At 46.1% G+C, this 18,729-nt stretch carries 17 protein-coding genes and 1 pseudogene; 9 read left to right on the top strand and 9 right to left on the bottom strand.

Annotation, left to right across the window (positions count from 1 at the left end; genetic code table 11):
• The first annotated feature begins 167 nt into the window (after positions 1-167).
• The 3 genes from K2P83_RS03400 to K2P83_RS03390 all read left to right on the top strand — a co-directional run bounded on the left by K2P83_RS03400 (position 168) and on the right by K2P83_RS03390 (position 4,401).
• Positions 168-1,127, top strand: a complete 960-nt coding sequence (locus tag K2P83_RS03400) for a LysR family transcriptional regulator (protein WP_292926474.1) — start codon at positions 168-170, stop codon at positions 1,125-1,127.
• 62 nt (positions 1,128-1,189) lie between these two features.
• Complete coding sequence (gene ppsA / locus K2P83_RS03395; protein ID WP_292926473.1) at positions 1,190-3,574, top strand: phosphoenolpyruvate synthase; 2,385 nt, start codon at positions 1,190-1,192, stop codon at positions 3,572-3,574.
• Positions 3,571-4,401: a pyruvate, water dikinase regulatory protein gene (locus K2P83_RS03390; RefSeq protein ID WP_292926472.1), complete on the top strand. Its 831-nt coding sequence runs from the start codon at positions 3,571-3,573 to the stop codon at positions 4,399-4,401. The genes ppsA and K2P83_RS03390 overlap by 4 nt, the downstream gene beginning before the upstream one ends.
• Positions 4,402-4,504: 103 nt before the next feature.
• On the opposite strand, the gene K2P83_RS03385 is transcribed toward K2P83_RS03390, so the two are convergent.
• From K2P83_RS03385 to K2P83_RS03375, 3 genes are all read right to left on the bottom strand, one after another.
• The gene (locus K2P83_RS03385) at positions 4,505-5,671 is read right to left on the bottom strand and encodes an ATP-binding protein (protein ID WP_292926471.1); all 1,167 of its coding nucleotides are present in this window, start codon (positions 5,669-5,671) and stop codon (positions 4,505-4,507) included.
• Positions 5,672-5,688: 17 nt separating this feature from the next.
• The gene (locus K2P83_RS03380) at positions 5,689-6,099 is read right to left on the bottom strand and encodes a PAS domain S-box protein (RefSeq protein WP_292926470.1); all 411 of its coding nucleotides are present in this window, start codon (positions 6,097-6,099) and stop codon (positions 5,689-5,691) included.
• Positions 6,100-6,387: 288 nt separating this feature from the next.
• Entirely contained in the window at positions 6,388-7,734 is a 1,347-nt protein-coding gene (locus K2P83_RS03375; protein ID WP_292926469.1) for a hypothetical protein, read from the bottom strand.
• Between the two features lie 288 nt (positions 7,735-8,022).
• On the opposite strand from K2P83_RS03375, the gene K2P83_RS03370 reads away from it, so the two are divergent.
• Positions 8,023-8,802, top strand: coding sequence for a hypothetical protein (locus tag K2P83_RS03370; RefSeq protein ID WP_292926468.1), 780 nt, complete (start codon positions 8,023-8,025; stop codon positions 8,800-8,802).
• A gap of 133 nt (positions 8,803-8,935) precedes the next feature.
• On the opposite strand, the gene mutL is transcribed toward K2P83_RS03370, so the two are convergent.
• Positions 8,936-10,729, bottom strand: coding sequence for a DNA mismatch repair endonuclease MutL (gene mutL, locus K2P83_RS03365; RefSeq protein WP_292926467.1), 1,794 nt, complete (start codon positions 10,727-10,729; stop codon positions 8,936-8,938).
• A 103-nt stretch (positions 10,730-10,832) separates the two neighbouring features.
• On the opposite strand from mutL, the gene K2P83_RS03360 reads away from it, so the two are divergent.
• The 3 genes from K2P83_RS03360 to K2P83_RS03350 are packed head-to-tail and all read left to right on the top strand — an operon-like array spanning position 10,833 to position 11,959.
• On the top strand, positions 10,833-11,018 hold the full coding sequence (locus K2P83_RS03360; RefSeq protein WP_292926466.1) for a hypothetical protein: 186 nt from the start codon (positions 10,833-10,835) through the stop codon (positions 11,016-11,018).
• Positions 11,019-11,051: 33 nt separating this feature from the next.
• On the top strand, positions 11,052-11,432 hold the full coding sequence (locus K2P83_RS03355; RefSeq protein ID WP_292926465.1) for a glycoside hydrolase family 19 protein: 381 nt from the start codon (positions 11,052-11,054) through the stop codon (positions 11,430-11,432).
• A gap of 11 nt (positions 11,433-11,443) precedes the next feature.
• The gene (locus K2P83_RS03350; RefSeq protein WP_292926464.1) at positions 11,444-11,959 is read left to right on the top strand and encodes a hypothetical protein; all 516 of its coding nucleotides are present in this window, start codon (positions 11,444-11,446) and stop codon (positions 11,957-11,959) included.
• 333 nt (positions 11,960-12,292) lie between these two features.
• On the opposite strand, the gene K2P83_RS03345 is transcribed toward K2P83_RS03350, so the two are convergent.
• The 4 genes and pseudogenes from K2P83_RS03345 to K2P83_RS03330 all read right to left on the bottom strand — a co-directional run.
• A complete protein-coding gene (locus K2P83_RS03345; RefSeq protein WP_292926463.1) occupies positions 12,293-12,616 on the bottom strand; it encodes a hypothetical protein in 324 nt (107 codons plus the stop codon).
• Complete coding sequence (locus K2P83_RS03340; RefSeq protein WP_292926462.1) at positions 12,613-13,614, bottom strand: HipA domain-containing protein; 1,002 nt, start codon at positions 13,612-13,614, stop codon at positions 12,613-12,615. The genes K2P83_RS03345 and K2P83_RS03340 overlap by 4 nt, the downstream gene beginning before the upstream one ends.
• Positions 13,604-13,945: a helix-turn-helix transcriptional regulator gene (locus K2P83_RS03335; RefSeq protein WP_292926461.1), complete on the bottom strand. Its 342-nt coding sequence runs from the start codon at positions 13,943-13,945 to the stop codon at positions 13,604-13,606. The genes K2P83_RS03340 and K2P83_RS03335 overlap by 11 nt, the downstream gene beginning before the upstream one ends.
• 100 nt (positions 13,946-14,045) lie before the next feature.
• Positions 14,046-14,153: pseudogene (locus tag K2P83_RS03330) on the bottom strand (peptidase S24); the annotation flags it as partial.
• A gap of 418 nt (positions 14,154-14,571) precedes the next feature.
• Between K2P83_RS03330 and K2P83_RS03325 the strand changes: the two are divergent.
• Entirely contained in the window at positions 14,572-16,050 is a 1,479-nt protein-coding gene (locus tag K2P83_RS03325) for a heme peroxidase family protein (protein WP_292926460.1), read from the top strand.
• A 415-nt stretch (positions 16,051-16,465) separates the two neighbouring features.
• Here the strand turns inward: K2P83_RS03325 and sbcB are convergent, their stop codons facing one another.
• A complete protein-coding gene (gene sbcB / locus K2P83_RS03320) occupies positions 16,466-17,899 on the bottom strand; it encodes an exodeoxyribonuclease I (RefSeq protein ID WP_292926459.1) in 1,434 nt (477 codons plus the stop codon).
• A 117-nt stretch (positions 17,900-18,016) separates the two neighbouring features.
• On the opposite strand from sbcB, the gene K2P83_RS03315 reads away from it, so the two are divergent.
• Entirely contained in the window at positions 18,017-18,406 is a 390-nt protein-coding gene (locus K2P83_RS03315; RefSeq protein WP_292926458.1) for a RidA family protein, read from the top strand.
• Positions 18,407-18,729: the final 323 nt, after the last annotated feature.

Here is an 18,729-nt window from a genome sequence, read left to right as displayed (position 1 = left end):
GAGTTATTGAAAAACCCACGCTATAAACTTTAGTTAGGAAATAGACATCGGCGGGTGAAAATATAGTAGTTTTTTTAAACTATAAATAACAATCAAATGTTTCTATTGTTGCGATAGACCTTTATCTATGATAGATTTTTTATTGGCGGGTAAAAAAGGGGAGATTCATGCGTCACAGCACGTTGCGGCAACTTGAAGTTTTTGAAGCGATTGCTCGACTGAAAAGCTTTACTCGCGCAGCTGAAGAGTTATTCTTGACACAGCCGACGGTATCGATGCAAATCAAAAAACTGACGGATGAGATTGGATTACCTTTGTTTGAACAAATCGGTAAAAAAATCTATCTGACCGATGCAGGAAAAGAGTTGTATCAAACTTGTTTAGGTATTTTTGAACATTTTTCCCGTTTTGAAATGATCGCATCGGATATGAAAGGCTTGAAATCAGGAAAATTGCGGCTTGCGGTGGTCACTACCGCGAAATATTTTACGCCACGTTTATTGGGCATGTTTTGCCAGAAATACCCAGGCATAGAAGTTGCACTAATAGTGACGAATCGCGAGCGGGTTCTGGAAAGATTAAGCGGTAATCAAGACGATCTATATATCTTGGGTCAGGTTCCGGATGCTGTTGATGCCGTAGCGGAAGTATTTCTGGACAATCCACTGGTTGTGCTGGCATCCGCCGATCATCCATTATCTTGCGAAAAAAAGATCAGCATCAAGCGTATCTGCGATGAGCCTTTTATCATGCGTGAGCCGGGCTCTGGAACAAGAATAGCGACAGAACGTTTTTTTTTAGCGCATGATCATAAATTGAAAGTCCGCATGGAACTGGGCAGCAACGAAGCGATTAAGCAGGCTATTGTCGGCAGATTGGGTATCGCCGTCTTGTCTCGGCATACCCTGGCACTTGATGCGCCAATGGGGCAGCTTGCGATACTTGATGTTGAAGGATTTCCAATTGAACGGCATTGGTACTTTGCGTATCCATCCGGCAAGCAATTGTCGATTGTAGCGCAGACGTTCTTGGAGTATTTGCGGCAGGCATCCGATTACCTAAGTGATTTATCATGCCGCCATGCAATTTCCGGGCATTGCCCGTTATTAAAAGACGGCCAGCTTTAAGTTTGTTGCGCAACCGCCCACAAAAAGTTACTTGTTAATTATTCGCCGATAGGAGTTACTCAATGACGCAATATATTACCTGGTTTGATCAATTGACGATGCACGATGTAGGCTTGGTTGGCGGGAAGAATGCCTCGCTGGGAGAGATGATCAGCCACCTTTCACAGGCTGGTGTAAACGTGCCGGCAGGTTTTGCGACCACGACAGAGGCTTATCGGGAGTTTCTGGTTGCCAATGGACTGGTTGATCGTATCAATCATGTATTGAATGGATTGGATGTCGACGATATCAATGCATTGACCACCGCCGGTAAAACAATTCGCGGTTGGGTGCTCGATGCCACGCTACCGGATACTATTTTGCAGGCGGTGTCAGAAGCCTACAATAAACTGGTAGCCAGCAGTGATAATGACGCGGTTTCCTTTGCGGTGCGCTCATCAGCAACGGCTGAGGATTTGGCCGATGCTTCATTTGCCGGTCAGCAGGAAACGTTATTGAATGTTCACGGGCTGGAGCAGATTCTTGCAGCGATCAAAGTGGTGTTCGCTTCACTGTATAACGACCGCGCTATTGCTTATCGCGTTCATCAACATTTTCCGCACGATAAGGTGTATCTGTCCGCCGGGATTCAGAAAATGGTGCGAAGCGATCTGGGCGCCAGTGGCGTGATGTTCACGCTGGATACCGAATCGGGTTTCCGCGAAGCGATTTTTATCACCGCTGCATATGGGTTAGGCGAAACCATTGTGCAAGGTACCGTTAATCCGGATGAATTCTATGTGTACAAGCGCGGATTGACTGCCGGGCGTCCGGCAATTCTTTCGAGGCGTTTAGGCACTAAAGCCATTGAAATGATTTATGGCGATAAAAAAATCGCCAACGATGCGCTCACGCTTACGCGTGATGTAGAAATGGATCGCCGCACTCGCTTTTCGTTATCGGATAGCCAGGTGGAAGCATTGGCGCGTCAAGCGCTGATTATTGAACAGCACTATGGCCGCCCAATGGATATTGAATGGGCACTGGATGGACTGGATGGCCAGTTGTACATCGTACAGGCTCGTCCGGAAACTGTGGAAAGCCGTGCTAACCAAGTCATAGAACGATTTAAACTCAGTGACAAGGGAGAAGTACTCGCAGAAGGCCGGGCGATCGGACATAAAATTGGTCAGGGGACAGCCCGCCTGATTAGGGGTATTGAGCAGATGCACGAAGTTCAGTCCGGCGATGTGTTGGTTACCGAAATGACCGACCCGGACTGGGAGCCAATTATGAAGCGGGCTTCTGCGATAGTCACCAATCGCGGCGGCCGCACTTGTCATGCGGCCATTATTGCACGGGAAATGGGGATCCCTGCCGTGGTCGGTTGTGGCGATGCAACAGTACATATCGCGGAGGGTGCGCAAGTCACGGTCTCTTGTGCTGAAGGCGATACCGGTTATGTGTTTGCAGGGCTGCTGCCATTCGAGCATACCACGGCGGATACCGGCCAGTTGCCTGACTTGCCGGTAAAAATCATGATGAATATTGGCAATCCGTCGCATGCCTTCACATTTTCCCGCATCCCCAATCAAGGCGTCGGTTTGGCGCGGCTGGAATTCATCATTAACAACATGATTGGCATCCATCCCAAAGCGCTTTTGGAGTTTGACCAGTTACCCGATGCACTGAAAGCTGAAATTAGCAGCCGAATCGCGGGTTATGAAAATCCCGTTCGCTTTTATGTGGAAAGATTGGTCGAAGGCATTGCCACATTAGCCGCCGCTTTCTATCCGCATCCTGTGATTGTGCGCACATCCGATTTTAAGTCCAATGAGTATGCGAATCTGATTGCAGGCAGCCGCTACGAACCCCAGGAAGAAAACCCGATGATCGGTTTCCGGGGCGCATCGCGCTATCTTGCAGCGGCTTTTCGGGATTGTTTTGAGCTCGAGTGCAGTGCTTTACGCAAAGTGCGCGACGACATGGGACTCACCAATGTTGAAATCATGATCCCATTCTGCCGTACCCTTGAGGAAGCGGAACAAGTGGTCGCATTACTGGCATCGCAAGGGCTGGTGCGCGGTCAGAATGGCTTACGCTTGATCATGATGTGCGAAATTCCTTCCAACGCGCTACTTGCGGAAGAATTTCTGCAGTACTTCGATGGCTTTTCCATTGGCTCCAATGATATGACCCAACTCACGCTCGGTATTGATCGCGATTCCAGTTTGGTTTCCCATGTGTTCGATGAGCGCAATCCAGCCGTCAAGAAATTATTGAAAATGGCCATTGATGCTTGCCACAAGCAAGGGAAATATATTGGTATCTGCGGACAGGGACCTTCGGATTACCCGGATTTCGCTGCTTGGCTTTATGAGCAGAGAATTAGCAGCTTATCGCTCAACCCGGATTCCGTCACGGAAACGTGGCTTAATTTGGCGAAAATGAACGATAAGCCCTCATGACCAAGCAAAAACGCACGGTTTTCTATTTATCCGATCGCACCGGCATCACCGCGGAAACACTGGGGCACAGTTTGTTGACGCAGTTTGACGGTATCGAATGGGAGACGATCAACGTACCTTTTCTCGACGATATCGAGAATGCCCAAATGGTGTTAGCACAGATTAATCACGCTGCCGAGTGCGACGGACATCGGCCTTTGGTGTTCAGTACTTTGTTGAAACCGGAAATTCTGGAAGTCATCAAACATGCGAACTGTCGCATATTCGATTTTTTTGAAACCTTTATCCGTTCCATTGAAGAAGAATTAGACCAGCCATTTGCCCGTATGGCTGGGCGCTCTCATGGCCTACAACATCATTTGTCGTATTTCAAACGGATTGCCGCCATCAATTACGTATTGGCGCATGATGACGGCGTTAATCCCAAGAATTTTGCAGAAGCGGACATTATTCTGATCGGTGTCTCACGTTCCGGTAAAACGCCCACCTGCCTTTATTTGGGGCTGCAATACGGCATCGCCGCGGCGAATTATCCGCTGACGGAAGAAGATATGTCCTCACAACAGTTGCCGAAGGTATTGGAAAATGTTAGAAGCAAATTATTTGGTTTGACGCTGACCCCCGCACAACTGCATTTTATCCGGCAGGAACGCCGCCCGAATAGCCAATACGCTTCTTTAGCGCAATGTCAGCGGGAAATTCAATGGCAGGAATCGCTATTCCATCTATTCAATATTCCCTTTCTGGATACGACACGCATTTCGATTGAAGAAATCAGCGCGACCATACTGAATCGTTGCGGATTGAAGCGGCAGTTGTATGGTTGATTCCGGTTAGATGGACGCCTTTTGGAAGTATTGGGGAATATGAAGCGTTTGTATTCCGATATGATGTGGTAAGAAGGGGCAGAATAACAAGAATAGAAAAGCGTTAAACCTTAAGGTATTTCATTAGAATCGTATTGAACGCACCGAGATCTACTGGCTTGGTAATAAAATCATTCATACCCGATTCGAGGCACGCATTTCTATCATCCTGATACGCATTTGCAGTAACAGCAATGATTGGGACCAGCACGCCATGGGCTCTTAATATTCGAGTAGCCTGCATACCATCCATTTCGGGCATTTGCATGTCCATCAGGATAAGATCAAATTTATTTCTGATTGCTAAGTCAAAGGCTTCTTTGCCATTGGCAGCTTTGGTTACATTTAACTCAAATTTGTATAAAATTTGCTCCAATACTAATTGGTTTACTGGATTGTCTTCCGCCACCAATACATGATAGCGCTGACCAAACGTTTGCAAAGTTGTGATAGTTCGAGAGGCTGGATTTTCCTTTCGATTAACTGGCTTAAGCGGGATGGTTAATCTGAAGGTGGATCCTTTTCCTGCTTCTGACTCAACTTCGATGCATCCTCCCATCATATCAATAATGCTTTTAGAAATGGCCAGACCTAAACCGGTGCCTCCAAACTTTCTGGTAATTGAACCATCGGCTTGATAAAACGGTTTAAAGAGATTTTTGACTACTTCCTCATTCATTCCGATACCGTTGTCTTTAACGACAACAAATAGCACTTGATCTTGATATTGGGCGTAAATGTCAACGATTCCATTTTCCGAGAATTTGATCGCATTGGAGATAATGTTACTAATTACCTGCTTTAACCGGATCTCATCGCCTTCTACGTATTGCTCTTCGTCAATTTGACGGAAATTACAGTGAAGCGTGACGCATTTTTCCTTTGCAGAGCTTAGCAAAATTGCATAGCAATCCTTAAAGACTCTTCTCAGGGAGATTTGCATTTTTTCAATTTGAAATTTACCGGCCTGAATCTTTGAGAAATCGAGCAACTCGTTGACGATATTTAATAGATGTTTTCCAGATAAATGAATATCATGCGCATAATCTTTGATTTTTTCTGGACTGGACTCCATCTCCGCCTCAATTAGCTTTGATAGTCCCATCACGGCATTCAGTGGCGTGCGAAGCTCATGGCTGACATTGGCTAAAAACTCATCTTTCATTTTTTGAGCCTGCTGCCACTCCTTTAAGTGAGTGATATCCTCAAAAACACCCACATAACCGATCAAGTGATCACGAGCATCTCTCAGCGCGCTAATCGATAGAAATGAGGTAAAGGTTGATTTATCCTTGCGAATATAAGTCCATTCCCTGGTTTCAACTTCTCTTTTTTCTCGGGATTTTTGACAAAAACATCAAAACCAGGCTCTACGCCCAATTCTATGGCTCGGGCTATGACTTCATCATGCGCATGGATAATTGCTGGCGTCGCCTTTCCGATAATCTCTTCTGCTTGGTAGCCCAACATTTTCTCGGCGGCGGGATTAAAGATAAGAATAATCCCATTTAAATCTGTTTCGATAACACCGTAGCGCGTTGTTTCAATAATGGCTTCAATTGCCCGGGTACGAATGGAGTCTCGATGACTGCTGCGGCTGTGCAGATACGCAATGTATCCGATACAGGCGAGAGAGAATGCGGCTAAAATAACTGTCATAAGTAACAGCAATGGGTGGAAGCCGGGTTGCTAATAAGCATAAAATTTTCAATAAGAATTATGGTAAATCAGTGGCTCGATTTATCCTAATGAGTGAATCGCCGATCAAGAAGATCTTTATTTTTTAAATTTTAAAGTAATCTTTGGCAATCAACAGCATAGATCTCTCGCTATGCTCGAAATAACAATTATTCAGAGGCCTCTATCGATACGCAGATTTCATTCTTCCAGCCGCATGATGCAGTGAGTGTTTAGCCAAATTTTGTGTGTAAAGCTGAAGCGCTTGTATTACTTTTGCACCGGATCTTCCGCCGTAATCATCACATTCTTTTTAACAATCGCCTGAGCGCGGTCAATTTTTACCGTATCTTTTTTTAGATTTTCTACCGCTTTTTCGTTTACTTGAGTTGTAAATTTAATACTGATGCTATGCTCGCCAACCGGCACATTGCCCAGCAAATAAAATCCCTTTTCATCCGTGAACGAGTGAATTTGCGGTGATTCAGATAAAAATACTTCGATTTTCTCAAGGGATTGCTGGTTGTCTTTTTCACTAAACGCCACGACCCCTGCAACCGCGCCGTACTGTGGTGCAACATTGTTTACTGGAGTGATTTTAGTTGCAACTGATCGCACCATGAGTAGGATCGCCTCTGATGCGAATCCGGCTGTAAATGCCAAAGCGACTGAATTGGTCACATTACTTGGCTCAATTAGATAATAAGCAAGAACCGCAAGAAAAGGTGCCGAGATAAATTGCACCATTTGAAATATCAAGTGCTCACGAAACTCATACTGTGTTAATTTGGGTTGCTTCTCTGTGGCTACGTGCTCTGACCCCGCCTGTTTTTGGAGTTCTGGTAATCGCCTAGTCAAGCTAATACTTCCGCCCATTAGCGCAAGAATAATAAAATACAATGGGACAAGTAATCCATCGCTTACTTGACAAGTAACCGCTTTACCATATCCATCATTTTCAATTTTTACACAATTATTTATGTATCCACCTATGTTTAAAACCCATGCACCGGCTAATTTGGTGCCTGGAATTGGTGTTTCTGCAACCGCTTCTTGTTTGGGTTGCGGTTCGACGCAAAGTAAATTCTTGGCTTTGGGATCCAAGGTACAACCAACAAATACAGCAATCGGTCGCTCACGAAGTGTTTTTAGGTATTGTTTTTCATCAGGTATGGTGGTTGGATTCTGTTTGTCAGGCTCGGTTTGATGAGATTGTGTAGTAGAACTGAAAAGAGGATTAATGAATGGATAGAAGGTCAGTAAAAGTGACATCAACATAAAGCTGTATGCAAATATCATCCACTTATTTCGTTGTCGAGATCTTTTGTCTTCTATTTTTCTTCTTTCGTCTAGATTTGATCCTTCAGCTGGTAGGGATTCAATCGGAGCGGTATAGATTTGTATGAAAAGTAAGCACATAAAGATAACGGCTGGGAGTATCGGAATATCACCTTCGCCATTTCCTGCTTTTAAAAAAAATATGTATACAGCACACAGTACGTTAAAAATATGCGCAGCAACCCATACCCAGTTAGCTTTTGCCCATTCTCGAATCGATGTCCAACTATCAGATGAAATCAGACCCTCAGAATTTGTATCTTGATTATTTGTACTCATCGTATTTACCCTTTTTCACTTTTTGATATTAAGAAAAAGAAATTTTAGCGGTTGCTGGACAATTGACTTTCTTGTATTCGCAGTAGATTAACGTTAATGCTGATATATCACAATGGGTAATGGATTCTCAGAGTTATAAGCGTAACCGATTTATTTCTCGTGGATGATTTGCGGAATAAGTTTCCCTATCCACAGAATGTCGTGAACGCTATAATTTTCAACAGATTATTGTGAGATTTATCGTACTCATTTCGAATAGCAATTCATCTATTAAAAAAAGAAAAAATTATGAGCTACACCTACACCCCCATCATAGTTGCTATCAGTTTGTTTCTCGGCATGTTCTTGTTCCAGGAAATTGGCCGCCGCATAGGCATTCGCCAGATAACGAAGAATCCAGAAGAAGCGGGTGCGACAAGTAGTGGAACGATGGAAGCTGCCATTTTTGCGCTATTTGGCTTGCTGATTGCTTTTACCTTTTCCGGCGCAGCATCACGGTTCGACGAACGCCGGCATCTTATTTCCGAGGAGACCAATGCAATCGGTACTGCCTACCTTAGGCTAGACTTAGTTGCGCCTGATGCACAATCGGAATTACAAGAATTATTCCGTCAATATTTGGATTCCCGGCTAGAAGTTTATAAAAAGTTTCCTGACGTGGATGCTGCACAACAAGAGTGGGCCAAAGGCGTGGTACTGCAGAATGCGATTTGGACTCAGGCGGTAACAGCTTGCCGTATGCAGGCTAATCCGTCTACTTGTGTTGTGCTCCTTCCCGCACTGAATGAGATGATTGATATCACCACGACGCGGAAGATGGCTATGATGATGCATCCGCCAACGATCATCTTTGTGTTACTGTTTATATTCGGATTCGGTTGTTCGCTCATAGGCGGCTATGGCATGGCCAGGAGTAAGCCGCATCGATGGATTCATTCTGTCGTATTTGCTGCAATGACAGCCATCACAGTGTATGTCATCCTCGACATAGAATATCCGCGGTTTGGCATCATCCGGGTGGATGCAGCAGATCAAGTATTGATCGAACTGCGCGAGAGCATGCAGTGAGGGGTTTAAAATATCTATTTTAGGAATCTCTGATTAAGTTGATTACACTCATGGTTCGACAAGCTCACCACGAACGTAATCAATATATTACCGTTGATCCTGAGCCTGTCGAAGGACTTAATCAGAGATTCCTTTACTTTCCTCGCATAAACAATTTATCCAAATCAGCCAAGCTGGTTTCAAACCAGGTGGGTCTGCCGTGGTTGCATTGGCCGGCGCGTTCGGTAATTTCCATTTCGCGCAACAAGGCGTTCATTTCTTCGATGGTTAGCTTGCGGTTGGCGCGGATTGCACCGTGGCAGGCCATGGTGGCGAGTATTTCATTGCGTTTGGCGGTTAAAATCTGACTGGCGCCGTATTCACGGATTTCGCGCAAGATATCGTGTGTGAGTTGCGCAATGTCGGCGTGTTGCAGTGTGGCCGGGACTGCGCGGACTGCCAGTGTGGTGGGTGATAGGATCGCGATTTCAAATCCCAATTGATCCAGCGTTGGCTGATTTTCTTCCACGACAGCGACTTCCAGGCCATCGGCGTAAAAAGTGACCGGAATCAGCAGCGGCTGCATCGGTATTTCATGATGATCAAGCGCTTGCTTGAGTTTCTCATACATAATCCGCTCATGTGCGGCGTGCATGTCCACAACCACCAGGCCGCGCGTATTTTGTGCCAGAATATAAACGCCGTGCAGTTGTCCCAGCGCAAAGCCGAGTGGATGGCTATCCTGTTCTTCTTGCACTACGGCGGATTGGTCCGATTTCTCTACGGGTGTGACAGGCGCAGTGTTTGTCGGTGCCGGCTGGTATGAATTAGTCTCCGTGCCAAATAACGTGCGATAAAAGCTTGCCGGTTGCGACACGGCATTGGGCTGTGTAGGGGCTGCTCTGGGGTAAGCAGGGAATGACTGCGTTGCTTGCATTGATTCGCCAGTTTCCATTCCTTTGTTGGGCGAAGCCAGTGCTTTGTTGATTGCATGAAAAATGAATTGATGCAGCGCGCGTGATTCACGGAAACGGACTTCTGTCTTCGTCGGATGCACATTCACATCAACGCTTTCCGGGTCGATGTCCAGAAACAGAACAAAAGCCGGGTGTTTGTCCAAATGCAATACGTCTCGATAGGCTTCGCGTAAGGCGTGCGAAATCAGCTTGTCGCTGACAAAACGGTTATTCACGAAGAAAAATTGTGCATCCCGTGATGAACGTGCATAAGCTGGTAGGGCCACCATGCCGTGCAGATAAATATCTGTAGACCGCTCATCGACAAACGCAGCGGTTTGGCCGAATTCTTCGCCCAATACCGATTGGATTCTTTGCGCTGAACTGGCCGCGCGTAACTGGCGGCGCACTTTGCCATTATGTTGTAATACAAATTCGATACCGGCCTGGGATAGCGCGATACGTTTGAATACCTCGTCGCAGTGCGCAAGCTCGGTGGCTTCCGATTTTAGGAATTTGCGCCGTGCGGGGATATTGAAATATAAATCGTTCACATCCAGAGTTGTTCCGCTTGTCAGCGAAGAAGGCTCTGGCTGCGAGACCGATTTGCCATCGACCTGTATCTGCCAGGCATGGTTTTGCCCGGCTTGGCGGCTGGCTAATGTCAGTCTCGACACGGCGGCGATACTCGCCAATGCTTCGCCGCGAAAACCCAGGCTGGTGATTTTGTGTAAATCTTCCAGTGTACTGATTTTGCTGGTGCTATGGCGCGTCAAGGCCAGCAGCAATTCCTCTTTGGCGATACCTGTTCCGTCATCCATGACGCGAATCTGCTTGACGCCGCCTTGCAGGAGCTGCACGGTAATCTTCTTTGCACCTGCATCGACACTATTTTCCAGAATCTCCTTGAGCGCCGAAGCAGGGCGTTCGACCACTTCACCGGCGGCGATCTGGTTAATCAATAACTCGGGAAGCGGTTTAATCGTGGACATAGAAAACTGTAGTTTTAGAGATTGCTATTATATTATTGGGGTCTGTGCTTCAATTGTACTTGGGTAGGTTATTTAACTCTATTAAATCATTGGAGGTGCCACGATGTTATCAATAGATGGATTGAAAACTCATATTCCGGATACCGTGCTTGATCAAATCCCTGATTGTACCGAGAAGTTCGCTATCAATACGCCACTACGCCTGGCGCACTTTCTTGCGCAATGTGCTCATGAAAGTATGGATTTTAAAGCGCGCGAGGAGAATTTAAACTATTCTGCCGACGGATAAAAAAAGATCTTTCCAAAATATTTTCCTGATAATTTGGCAGATAGTTATGCACGCCAGCCGGAGAAAATTGCATCACGGGTTTATGGCGGTAGAATGGGCAATGGTGACGAAGCCAGCAAAGAAGGCTATAAATACCGGGGAAGAGGTTATATTCAACTGACTGGAAAAGACAATTACAGCAAGTTTGCTCAAACCGTCAGCGATGACATTTTGAATAATCCCGATTTGGTAGCTTCAAAATATCCACTCCTGTCAGCTGCCTGGTTCTGGAATACTCGTTTACTTAATCAATTGGCCGATGAAGGATCAAGCGACGACGTGGTGACAAAAATAACTAAAAAAGTGAACGGTGGTGTCATCGGTTTGGATGACCGTATCAAGCATTTTAAAAATTATTTTCCGCTGCTGGCTTGAAGCGGGCTGCTGTGAGGCTAAGTGCGGTTACCTGCCTAGGCGGTCTGTTCGCGCTGACCGCCTTACCTGTTTGGGCAGCGGAATCGCTTTGTAATACGCAGGAGCAAATTATTTTTTCTTGCTCGCTGGGTAAAAAAATGGTTTCAGTGTGTGCTTCCAATGATTTTTCAGCTAACAGCGGCTATCTGCAGTATCGATTCGGGCAAAAAGATGCGCTCGAACTGGCATTTCCGAATTTGACCGAATCAGCTCCGGCTTCTCAATCCGTTCAAGCGCGAACCCTGATGTTTGCAGGTGGTGGTGGCGGTTATCTGCGCTTTATCAACGGGCAACACCATTACATTGTGTATACCGCGATCGGTAAGGGTTGGGGCGCAAAAGACGGCGTTGCCGTTGAGAAGAACAACCAATTGATTGCCAATCTGGAATGCCAGGATATTCCGGTTTCAAAGTTAAGCGAAACATTTTTCACGCATGCCGGTTTATTGGCTGATCAGAATGAATTCCAGATTCCCGGTCTTGACTGATTGTAGCAGCTCAAGGCCTAGTCGGAGAAGTCGATACTTTGAGAATGGAATTTGAGCTCAGAGACCATGGCTGTTCCACCTTCCTCGGCTTCCGTGCGTATCAGTTGGGCGCCTTTTGCATGAAAGGCAAAAATGCTTCTAATTGCCAGAATTTTTATTGTGCCTTTAAGAAAAATCAGATGCTTTTTTGATCGTTTAACAGCATATTTACCTAAAAATCCGATTTGCTTATGAACTTTAGCAAAAAAGAGCGTTTATTTTTCCTATGCGAAGACACGCTCGAAGGAGACGTAGAAGTTGTTGACGTCGATCAAAGCGATTGAACGCAAGGATTCAACCATTTCTGTTTAGACATGCGCCTGCAATCTGCTGAAGATGGGAGGCTTCATCTGGCAGCCCATAAAAAGCATAGGGATTTAGGAGCTGCCTACCCATGAATAGCTCTTTATCGACCGCGTTGACATTGGCTTCACTACAAACTTCATTCCAGCGATCAGCAATCACCTTGATCTGATACTCGACAATGCTGATCGCATCCTGCAACGACAGCATGAATTGATTGCACGCCTTCAAGCATAACTCGATCCGACTGAATTTATCTTGTCCGTAAATGCTCATCGACTGTGTTGCCTCGTCTCCAACGCGTGACTGGGTCAAATATCATAGGCAGGCGTCAATTCAAGCTGACTGCCATCCCAAAAGGCCGCGTGGTTCCTGGCATGGTCGTCCGTATTGCCAACCAGAATATTGAATGTCATGCGGCTGTAGAGCTCACGCAATGTCTCCTTTGGTTTTATGAAGTGAAGCCTAATTGCTTGCGCCAAGTCTTCATAGCTTGCGTAGTGCGGCGTCATCTCATCAAGCCCCAGAATTGTCAGTGCAGAAACCATGGCACGTCGGGTCCAGCCTTTCTCGGTACGCGTTCTGTCAAAGCGCTCAATCAAGATGACATCCTTGCCTGCCACATTCTTGAGCTCAACATGAGCAACATCCAGTCCGGCCAACTGGGTAAGCCTCATTGCAATGAACTCAGCCTTGACTACGCTGTAAAGATCATTGGTTGAAGAGAACTTTGCTACGTACTTGTGCGCATCACCCTCAATAATGGCCTTTGGACGAGCGCCGCCAATACTGCTGCCATGCTGAATGGCTTGCCTTAACTCAATTGGCAATTCGATGCCTTGCTCGATCATCTCCGCAGATGTCATGAGTTGCTCTAAGGTTGCGTTGCCAGCCACTCTTGGCACACATTTGACGGGAGATATCTGAAAATCCAGTGCGCCGATACGATCAGAGCCGGATTCGAGCATGAAAGTCAGTTCGCTTAGCTCAACTGCGGCAGCGTCCTCCCCTTTTTTGCCGGTTATCTTGTTGATGATCACTCGTCTCCCCCAAGCATCAGGAGCACCATCTCGCAGGCAGCCTGCCAGGTTATCTGCAGGTGCGATGATGCCTTCACGCAAAGGCAGTTCTGGGGTGTAAATGGAAATGGCGTTCTTCCTTTTCAGGTAGCTTTGGCCGTAGTTGAAGTCCAGGCTGACATTTGAGCCATCGATTGATTGCGAAAGCAGTCCTGCAACCACTGGCTCCACCTCGCCAGGCAGCCAAATCCAGACATAGGCTTCCTTTGGGCTGCTGGTCGTCTTAGAAGTCATCTTTGATCACCTTGACTGGTTTCCTAGCGTACTTTGGCATGAGCGCCAACCGATCATCGATCTGATTGATCTTTTTACTTATTCCCGACTCATCAAGATCGAAGAGTTTAAGGCCAACAATAAAAGCGACTTCAAACACCAAGCCCACCTCTACCGTCAAGTCGCCATTCTCAATCTTCTGTAGAGTGGTGCGTGATATGGCTGCACGATCAGCCAGATTCTGGGCGGTGATTTTCTTGTCAAGACGTGCTTGTCTGATCAGTCGGCCCATTAGTTGCATTGCATGCATGCCGTATGAAGAATAAAGCCTTTTAGCTTGAGGATTTGCCACTACACACACCATAAATGATTGCTAAAATGGCCATATTATTCTTATATGATCATTATAGCAATCAAATTATCAATATCGCCCACGCCGCAAACAGGGGGTGTCAATTGAATCTTCTAAAAGATCCAGTCACCACACCCCATATCTCGAACCGCATGCCTTCCTTGATCTCGATCGACCTATATTCAGGATTGGCTGGCAGCAGCACCGGCTTGCACCCAAAGATCATGGTTGTGCCGCCTTCCTCGGCTTCCGTGCGTATCAGTTGGGCGCCTCTCGCATGAAAGGTAAAAATGCTTCTAATTGACAGAATTTTTATTGTGCCTTTAAGCAAAATCAGATGCTTTTTTGATCGTTTAACAGCATATCTACCCAGAAATCCGATCTGCTTATATTAAACTTTAGCAAAAAAGTGTGTTTGTTTTTCCTATACGCCGACGAATGTGATAAATCACACATTTTTATAATCGAACAGAACCTATCATATATCCGTTTTTTGGAGAAATGAATTTTTCCAAAACACGGGCTTGCTTTATTCAGTCATAATCAGCTTGGCTCTGTTCAGCCTGTAAGTTGTCATAGCTGATTCAATAATTAGCACTTTTTTTTAAAAAGAAAAGGAGAATAAAATGTTACATGGCAATGTTTACCGTTCAGATAGTACGCCACCCACCTCCAGATTTTACGAGCAAGGAAAATTTGGACGCATGTTCCCCAATCTGCCGCCTTTTTCATTAGCTTCACCGAGTTTACGTGAAGCACTGATGAAAATAGGCGAACGTAATGGCATCATGGATGCGCAAGATGATGTGGATAGAGATCCATTAGAACTCATTCTTAATCCTGCACTGCGGGTTAATAACCCTGACAATCCCGATATGACTGCTGGAATGACTTTCTTGGGGCAATTTCTTGATCATGACATGACCCTCGATATCACTTCCAGTCTAGAACAACAAGTCGATCCAGAAATGATTCAGAATTTCAGGGTACCGACGTTTGCATTGGATAGTATCTACGGTACTGGTCCATCTGGCTCACCTTATTTATTTGATCAATCGGTCGATCATGGAATGACTACATTGTTGCTTGAACCCATCACTGGTTCGGAAAGCAAAAGCCGTGATGGGTCTTTGAAATATGATCTACCGCGAAATAGTCAGAACACACCGCTGATTGGTGATCCTCGCAATGACGAAAATTTAGTTTTGTCCCAGATGCAAGTTGCGTTTATCAAATTTCACAATAACTGGGTAACCAAACTTAAAGCAGAGGGGCTAACCAATCCGGTTGAAATTTTTCTGGAAGCACAGCGCCTGACACGATGGCATTATCAATGGATCATTTTGCATGAATTCTTGCCCAAAACAGTTGGCCAGTCTCTGGTAGACGATATTCTGCAAAATGGCCGTAAATTTTACCACTGGAACAATGCCCCTTTTATTCCAGTCGAGTTTTCCGTCGCAGCATATCGTTTTGGACATTCACAAGTCCGACCCAGTTATCGAGTCAATTTTGGTACGAACGACTCCAATCAAATTTTTGCATTGTTTTTCAATGATAACTTAACAAACCCAGTTACCATCGATATGCGCGGTGGTTCTAGAGCACCAGAACGGTTCATCGATTGGCAAACGTTTTTTGATTTCGGTGACGGAAGAGTTCGCAATAACAAGCGTATTGATACAAAAATCTCAACGGTTATGTTTGATCTTCCTGGAATGCCGGAAAATCAGCCCCAATCGCTTGCCCAACTTAATCTGCTGCGCCATCTAACATTTAAAGTCCCGTCTGGTCAACGTGTCGCTGCTGCTATGGGTATTCCTGCGTTACTTGAGAGTGATCTCGCTGATCTTAAGCCATTTAATCTTCATAATCGTACACCACTATGGTTCTATGTATTACGCGAAGCAGATGTCAAAGCGGATGCGAAACGACTGGGGCCAGTAGGTGGTCGTATCGTGGGCGAAGTTATGATCGGGCTTTTACAAGGCGACAATACCTCTTATTTCACTCAAGACCCTGATTGGACACCTAATTTAGGCTCAAACGGTAATTTCACGATGGTGGATTTACTTAAATTTGCAGAGGTTGTAACCACACTTTAATAGGTCGTTGAAAAACGTTTTCGAAGAAGTCAATGCAAGGCAAAAACAGATGAAAAGCGCAGTTTAAATCTAATAAATGAGCATTTTTTGTCTGTTTTTAACACTGCAGCAGCAACGTAGATAGTTTTACAACAACCTTGATAAAGCACCCCGCCGCAAGCAACGGGGAATTAAGCCCGTAGAGATTAAGCATTCAAGAACTTAAGTTGGATTGATAATTCAACCGGTACAATCAGGCTTTTCTGGTCAATTTTCGACCGGCATCAACAGGAATAGGTAGCGTTCCTAACAAATGCGCTATATCTTTCTCATTGAAGGATGCAATAAATTATATCCCTGTGTAGAAAATCTATTTTTTATTGGCACCTATTCTTATTTTTCGGCTAGCAGGCTTACGTCTGCTAACAAGTTTTTTTCATGAATACTGCAAGTCTTTGCCCCACGCCTCTAGTTCATTCAATATCCGTCCAGCATTCTCATCCGCTTTAAGCGTTTCACGCAATAACGCAATCTGCGCCGCAAATTCGGCAAAAGTAATGCTCCCGCCGCCATCGCCTTGTATCAGGCGTTGCAGACGCATTTGTTCCCAATGCTCCATTTCTGCTGGCGCCAATGTTTCCGGCCAGTTGCGGGCGCGATAGCGGAACAGCAGTTCAGGAAGCCGCTGATCATGAAAATCAAACTGCATTTTTGCCAGTTGTTTCGGTGAAGCGCGCCGTATCTGCGCCAACGATGCAGCATCCGCATTGTCCAGAAAACCGTCATACAGTGCCACATCGACATCGCCTGAAGGTTCGAACGCACGGCTGGTGTACGCAGTGGCCACACGCTGAAAAAAATCCGGTTGTGCGCACAGTTTCTGCCAATGCCGGTGACATGCATCCAAATCGAGCGCGATGCGCTCAGCGGCCTCATTATCCAGCGTATTCCTGGGCGCCAGCGCCGGGCATTTGTTAATCTTTACCGATTTGACCGGCAGGCGTTCCATACCTTCGGGCAATTCGTCGTTGCGGGTGAACAGCAATTGACTCAGCTCATCAGCATCCAGCGGCAGAAACAGCTCCGGATCTTGGCGCAAGTCATAAACCAGCACGCTGTTGTTGTTCCCCGGTTCGGTGATCAATGGCATTACCAGCGACGTGCAGCCGGTTTGGGCCGGGTACATGCGCGTTGTGTGCAAGACCGGATTGTGGGTAGCTAAATCAAGCTGAGCTGCGGCCTTGCGTTTATCGCGCAGTTGAAAAAGCCAATCGTAGAGGCGCGGTTGTTGCGTGCGTAGCAATCGCGCCAAAGCAATGGTGGCACGCACATCGGACAAGGCATCATGCGCGGATTCATGCAGAATACCGTTGGCCGCCATCAGATCCCCCAGACGGAAACTGGGTTGTCCTTCTTCGTGTTGCGGCCAAGCAATGCCACCTGGACGCAAGGCGTAAGTCATACGCACCAGATCAATGATGTCCCAACGCGAATTACCTTGCTGCCATTCGCGTGCATACGGGTCGTAGAAATTGCGATACAGCGTAAAACGTGTGACTTCATCGTCGAAACGCAGCGAGTTGTAGCCGACACCGCAGGTATTTGGCTGCGCAAACTCGCCATGAATGCGCGCAATAAATTCCGGTTCAGGTAAGCCTTTCTCATCGGCTAGCTGCGGTGTAATTCCGGTGAGCAAACAGGCTTCCGGATGCGGCAGGAAATCGCGAGCCGGTTTACAATAAATAACCAGCGGCTCGCCAATTTCGTTCAGCGCTTCATCGGTGCGCACCCCGGCAAATTGCGCAGGGCGGTCTCGCCGCGGATCGGCGCCAAAGGTTTCATAATCATGCCAGTACAGTGTGAGTGCCATTGTTGTTTACAGATTTGGAAGTGCCGGTTAAAAACTTGCTTTGCAACTGACTCGTTGCGCAATTATAGTGGTATCTTACGCAAAATTTTTTAAATCAAATAAGAAGGATAAAACAGTATGGCACGTAAACTCATTAGCTCGGGCTCCACATTTGAACATGAAATCGGTTATTCGCGCGCAGTGGTTGAGGGTGATTGGATTCTGGTCTCCGGCACGACAGGCTTTGATTACAGCAAAATGACGATTTCGGATGATTTATTGGAACAAGCGGAGCAGTGTTTTAAAAACATCGAGGCTGCGCTACAGCAAGCCGGCGCAAGCATGAAAGATGTGGTGCGCGTCACGTATGTGTTCCCTAAAGCTGAGGATTTTGAGAAATGCTGGCCGGTTATGCGCAAGTATCTGGGAGAGGTTCGGCCATCGGCCATGATGCTGGCCGCGGGATTATCCGATCCACGCATGAAAATTGAAATTCAGGTGACGGCTTATCGCAGTACCGAAACTTAAACTGACGGGATAGATAATTCTTTTGATTAAAACGAGGAAAAACCTTGCTGTACTTCAAGGCTTAGGCAAATAAGAAAGGAGCTCACTTTCTCATTAAAATAACTACAATATACTGAGAAAATCTGTGCCATTCGGGCAGTTTCACAATATTTCCCTACTCTGCTCTTCGTCGTATTCTGGAATTATACACTCTGGTGGATAGGCTTAAATCCGCTTTAACTAAACAAGAATTTTGCGAAGAACACTTTGTGCAATTGCCAGAAACATCCCAGGAGGGGGGTTAACAGGCCGTTGAAAAACTATCTGCGTTGCCGCTGCGGTGT

This window comes from Nitrosomonas sp. (assembly GCF_019752415.1).
Classification (GTDB): domain Bacteria; phylum Pseudomonadota; class Gammaproteobacteria; order Burkholderiales; family Nitrosomonadaceae; genus Nitrosomonas.
Note: the sequence above shows the minus strand (reverse complement) of the source record. Positions and strands in the feature narration are given on the sequence as shown.

Coding starts and splice junctions, on each gene's coding strand:
- K2P83_RS03400 (WP_292926474.1), top strand. CDS start 168: ATGCGTCACAGCACGTTGCGGCAACTTGAAGTTTTTGAAGCGATTGCT.
- ppsA (WP_292926473.1), top strand. CDS start 1,190: ATGACGCAATATATTACCTGGTTTGATCAATTGACGATGCACGATGTA.
- K2P83_RS03390 (WP_292926472.1), top strand. CDS start 3,571: ATGACCAAGCAAAAACGCACGGTTTTCTATTTATCCGATCGCACCGGC.
- K2P83_RS03380 (WP_292926470.1), bottom strand. CDS start 6,099: ATGACAGTTATTTTAGCCGCATTCTCTCTCGCCTGTATCGGATACATT.
- K2P83_RS03375 (WP_292926469.1), bottom strand. CDS start 7,734: ATGAGTACAAATAATCAAGATACAAATTCTGAGGGTCTGATTTCATCT.
- K2P83_RS03370 (WP_292926468.1), top strand. CDS start 8,023: ATGAGCTACACCTACACCCCCATCATAGTTGCTATCAGTTTGTTTCTC.
- mutL (WP_292926467.1), bottom strand. CDS start 10,729: ATGTCCACGATTAAACCGCTTCCCGAGTTATTGATTAACCAGATCGCC.
- K2P83_RS03360 (WP_292926466.1), top strand. CDS start 10,833: ATGTTATCAATAGATGGATTGAAAACTCATATTCCGGATACCGTGCTT.
- K2P83_RS03340 (WP_292926462.1), bottom strand. CDS start 13,614: ATGACTTCTAAGACGACCAGCAGCCCAAAGGAAGCCTATGTCTGGATT.
- K2P83_RS03325 (WP_292926460.1), top strand. CDS start 14,572: ATGTTACATGGCAATGTTTACCGTTCAGATAGTACGCCACCCACCTCC.
- sbcB (WP_292926459.1), bottom strand. CDS start 17,899: ATGGCACTCACACTGTACTGGCATGATTATGAAACCTTTGGCGCCGAT.
- K2P83_RS03315 (WP_292926458.1), top strand. CDS start 18,017: ATGGCACGTAAACTCATTAGCTCGGGCTCCACATTTGAACATGAAATC.